This is a genomic window from Sphingomonas bacterium (genome assembly GCF_903644135.1).
In the GTDB taxonomy this organism is placed as follows: domain Bacteria; phylum Pseudomonadota; class Alphaproteobacteria; order Sphingomonadales; family Sphingomonadaceae; genus Sphingomonas.
Genome location: NZ_CAHJXA010000249.1, coordinates 1 through 4,304 on the forward strand (window position 1 = coordinate 1; position 4,304 = coordinate 4,304).

Annotated in this window: 4 protein-coding genes and 2 pseudogenes; 1 reads left to right on the forward strand and 5 read right to left on the reverse strand. The window is 70.1% G+C overall.

Translation table 11 applies throughout. From position 1 onward, the window contains the following. Both HUU96_RS12140 and HUU96_RS12145 read right to left on the reverse strand, forming a co-directional pair. Window positions 1-297: pseudogene (locus tag HUU96_RS12140) on the reverse strand (COQ9 family protein); the annotation flags it as partial. Further along, on the reverse strand, window positions 294-1,220 hold the full coding sequence (locus HUU96_RS12145; RefSeq protein WP_174293040.1) for a DMT family transporter: 927 nt from the start codon (window positions 1,218-1,220) through the stop codon (window positions 294-296). The gene HUU96_RS12145 and the pseudogene HUU96_RS12140, both read right to left, overlap by 4 nt. Window positions 1,221-1,275: 55 nt before the next feature. Here HUU96_RS12145 and HUU96_RS12150 point away from each other — a divergent pair, with 55 nt between their 5' ends. Continuing rightward, window positions 1,276-2,355 (forward strand): alkene reductase, encoded by a 1,080-nt coding sequence (locus tag HUU96_RS12150; protein ID WP_174293041.1) that lies wholly within the window; start codon window positions 1,276-1,278, stop codon window positions 2,353-2,355. Window positions 2,356-2,371: 16 nt separating this feature from the next. Here HUU96_RS12150 and ribH read toward each other — a convergent pair whose 3' ends face one another. The 3 genes and pseudogenes from ribH to HUU96_RS12165 form a co-directional block, all read right to left on the reverse strand. After that, window positions 2,372-2,791, reverse strand: coding sequence for a 6,7-dimethyl-8-ribityllumazine synthase (gene ribH, locus HUU96_RS12155; protein ID WP_174293042.1), 420 nt, complete (start codon window positions 2,789-2,791; stop codon window positions 2,372-2,374). Beyond that, window positions 2,791-3,939 carry a 3,4-dihydroxy-2-butanone-4-phosphate synthase gene (ribB, locus tag HUU96_RS12160; protein WP_174293043.1) on the reverse strand — a complete coding sequence of 383 codons (1,149 nt, stop codon included), beginning with the start codon at window positions 3,937-3,939 and terminating at the stop codon, window positions 2,791-2,793. Before ribB ends, ribH begins: the two co-directional genes overlap by 1 nt. Further along, window positions 3,926-4,304, reverse strand: a pseudogene (locus HUU96_RS12165) (riboflavin synthase); the annotation flags it as partial. The pseudogene HUU96_RS12165 and the gene ribB, both read right to left, overlap by 14 nt.

Here is a 4,304-nt window from a genome sequence, read left to right on the forward strand (position 1 = left end):
GGTCGCGGTCAGGCGCGCCTCGACCAGAGCGGTGATCCGCTCGCGCACCGGCATCGCCGCCAGCACCGCCGGCGGCAGCCGTTCCAGCATGGCATCGTCGATCGTCGCGAACCAGGCATCGATCATCGCGGTCGCGTCGGGCAGCGCCAGCGCCGCCACGTCGCGGTCGATGCCGGCGAACTCGGCGGCGGTGTCGCGCGCGACCGCGCTCCAGCCGTCGAAGGCGGCGTTGTCTGCGACCGCGCCCGCCAGCGCGGCGCGGATCTCGTCCAGGGTCAGGTCGGTGGGATCGGTCATGCTGGTTCAGGATGGCGTGCCGGCGCGTCCGGCGCAACCTCCTGCCCGCGGATCATCACCAGCGCGGCGGCGACCAGCGCAGCGCCGATCCAGTCGGCGAGCCCCAGCCGCTCGCCATAGCTTGCCCAGCCGATCGCGGCGGCCACCACCGGCTGCACCAGCAGCGCGACCCCGATCACCAGCGGCGACAGCCGGCCGAGCGCATAGACCATGCATCCCTGCCCCAGTACCTGGCTGACCAGCGCCAGCGAGACCAGCGGCCACCACAGGTGCGGCACGATCGCCTCCCCCAACGCCAGCGCGAAGCCGAGCAGCGGCAGGACGCTGGCGACCGTCGACAGCGCCAGCGCCGACACCGGCGCAAGCGTCTGCCGCACCCGCGCCATCAGCACGAAATAGATGGTGTAGAGCAGCCCGGCGAGGATGCAGAGCAGGTCGCCGGCAAGATGGCGCGGATCGAGCTGGTACGATCGCCCCATCAACAGCGCAGCCCCGACCGCGGCACAGCCAAGCGCGATCGCCTGCAGCCGCGTCGGCAGCGTCCGCGCCGCGACGAAGCCGTAGACGGGGAAGATCAGCGTCGCGCAATTGCCGAAAAGGGTCGCGTTGGCGAGCGTGGTGCGGCGGATGCCGAGATGCCAGCAGCCAAGGTCGGCGGCAAAGGCGACGCCGCCCAGCCCGAGCAGCCACCACAGGCGACCGCCGAGCGGCGTCGGCCGCGATCCGCTCGCCACCGCCAGCCCGGCCAGCACCGGCGCGGCGAGCGCGATCCGCCACAACCCCGCCGCGACCGGCCCGGTGTCGGCATGGCGCACGAACCAGGCACCGAACGCCAGCGCGACATTGGCGACCAGCAACGCCGCGAACGGCGCCGCGCGGCTTTGCGGGGCGACAGTTTTCCTTTGCGTGCCGACGGGATGCATGTGGCCGTGTAGCGTCCTATCTCCGCTGCGTCAGGCCATTCCACCGGAGCATCCCATGCCGAGCCTCTTCGAGCCGATAGCCTATGGCGGCATCCAGGCGTCCAACCGCGTCGTCATGGCTCCGCTGACGCGCGGCCGGGCCACGTCCGGGCATGTCCCGACCGAGCTGATGATCGACTATTACCGCCAGCGCGCCGGGGCCGGCCTGATCGTCACCGAGGGTACGGGGATCAGTCGCGAAGGGCTGGGTTGGCCCCACGCGCCGGGGCTGTGGACCGACGCGATGGTGGAGGCGTGGAAGCCGGTCACCGCCGCCGTCCACGACGCCGGCGGCAGGATCGTCGCGCAGATCTGGCACATGGGACGGCTCGCCCGCCCCGACGTCACCGGCCTCGCGCCGCTGTCCTCGTCGGCGACCCGCGCGCCCTATCACAAGCCCGACGAGCCCAATCCCTATGCCGAGGCGCGGGCGGCGACGCTCGACGACATCCAGCGCGCGGTTGACGATTACGGCACGGCTGCGACCGCGGCGATCACGGCGGGGTTCGACGGGGTCCAGCTGCACGGCGCGAATGGCTATCTGATCGACCAGTTCCTGCGCGACAACACCAACCTGCGCGATGACGATTACGGCGGCAGCCCGGAGAACCGCATCCGCTTCATGACCGAAGCGGTGGCGCGAGTGGTCGAGGCGATCGGTGCCGGCCGCACCGGCATCCGCCTGTCGCCCAATGGCGAGACGCAGGGCGCGGACGACTCCAACCCGGAGGCGGTGTTCGTGCCGGCGGCAAGGGCGCTGGCCGACCTCGGCATCGCGTTCCTCGAACTGCGCGAGCTGTCGCCGGGCAGCACCTTTGGCGCATCCGACGTGCCCAAGCTCAGCCCCAGGATCCGCGAGGTCTTTGCCGGGCCGCTGATCCTCAACCAGGAATATAGCGTGGCAACGGCGCAGGCCGCCCTCGATAGCGGGGTCGCCGATGCCATTGCGTTCGGGCGGCCGTTCATCGCCAATCCCGATCTGGTCGACCGCCTCCGCCGCGGCGCGGCGCTTGCCGAGGACGACCAGAAGACCTGGTACACGCCGGGAGCCGAGGGCTATACCGACTATCCGGCGCTGGAAACCGCCGACGCCTGACCCGGGCGGGCGGTGCTCAGCCCAGCCGCTGCTTGATCGCCAGCATCGCCAGCGCCGCCTTGGCAGCCGAGCCGCCCTTGTCCAGCTCGGTCGGGCGGGCGCGGGCCAGTGCCTGCGCTTCGTCCTCGGTGGTGAGGATGCCGTTGCCGATGGCAAGGCCGTCGAGGGTCAGCGCCATGATGCCCCGGGCGCTCTCGTTGGACACCACCTCGAAATGATAGGTCTCCCCGCGGATCACCACGCCGAGCGCGACATAGGCGTCGTAGCGGCCGGTCTCCGCCGCCAGCGCGATCGCCGCCGGCACCTCCAGCGCGCCGGGAACGGTCAGCACCTCGCAGCTATGACCCGCAGCCTCGATCGCGCCGCGCGCGCCGGCGATCAGCAGGTCGTTGAGATGGTCGTAGAAGCGCGCCTCGACGATCAGCAGGTGCGCCATTATTCGCCACCCGTGCCGGGGATGCGCAGCTCGTCGACGATCGACAGGCCATAGCCCTCCAGCCCGACCAGCGCGTGATGGGTGTTGGTCAGGAGCACCATGTCCTGCACCCCCAATTCGGCAAGGATCTGCGCGCCGACCCCATAGTCGCGCAGTTCCTCGACCTCCGGCGCGCCCGCGCCCTTGCCCTCGGCGCGAAGCTTCATGAAGCGGCTGGCCGAGTCCTTCATCGGCCGGTTGATGACGACGATCACCCCCGCGCCCTCGGCGGCGATCATCTCCATCGAGCGCGACAGCAGCCCGGAGCGCTCCGACTCCTCGCCGAACATGTCGACGAAATAGGAGGCGGTGTGCATCCTGACCAAGGTCGGCCGGTCTGGGTCGATCCGGCCCTTGACCAGCGTGATCGTCTCGTCGCCGCTCGCCTTGTTGTAATAGGTGATCGCCCGCCACTGGCCGCCCCAGCGCGAGTCGAAGTGGATCTCGGCACGCTTCTCGACCAGGTGGTCGTGGCGGCGGCGATAGGCGATGAGGTCGCGGATCGTGCCGATCTTGAGGCCGTGGAGCTGCGCAAAGGCGACGAGGTCGTCCATCCGGCTCATCGTGCCGTCCTCGTTCATGATCTCGCAGATCACGCCGGAGGGGTTGAGGCCGGCGAGCCGTGCGACATCGACCGCCGCCTCGGTATGCCCGGCACGGACCAGCACGCCGCCGTCGCGCGCGACCAGCGGAAAGACGTGGCCGGGGGTGACGATCTCGTCCGCGCCCTTGCCGGCGTCGATCGCCACCGCGACGGTGCGCGCCCGGTCGGCGGCGGAGATGCCGGTGGTGACGCCGTCGCGCGCCTCGATCGAGGTGGTGAAGGCGGTCTCGTGCCGGGTGCCGTTGTTGCGGCTCATCAAGGTCAGGCCGAGCTGGTCGACCCGCGTCTTGGTCAGCGCCAGGCAGATCAGCCCGCGGCCGTGCTTCGCCATGAAGTTGATCTTCTCCGGCGTCGCCATCTGCGCGGGAATGACCAGGTCGCCCTCGTTCTCGCGGTCCTCGTCGTCGACCAGGATGAACATGCGGCCATTCTTGGCCTCGTCGATGATCTCCTCCGGCGAGGACAGGAAGCCGTGGCGCAGGCGCGACAGTTCAGCTTTTGGCACGATAGGCCTCCATGCGGTGCAGGTAACGGGCGAGGACGTCGATCTCGATATTGACCGCCTGTCCCGGCGCCAGCGCTCCCAGCGTGGTCATCGTCTGGGTATGGGGAATCAGGTTGATCGCGAACTCGGTGCCGTCGCCGCCATCGCTGACCGCATTGACGGTCAGCGACACGCCGTCGATCGTGATCGATCCCTTGGGGGCGACGAACGGCGCGAGCGCTGGCGGCACGGCGAAGCCGATCCGCCGCGAATCGCCCTCGGCAGCGATGCCCTTCACGGCGGCGACGCCGTCGACATGGCCGGTGACGATATGGCCGCCCAGCTCGTCGCCCAGCTTCATGGCGCGTTCCAGGTTGAGGCGGCGG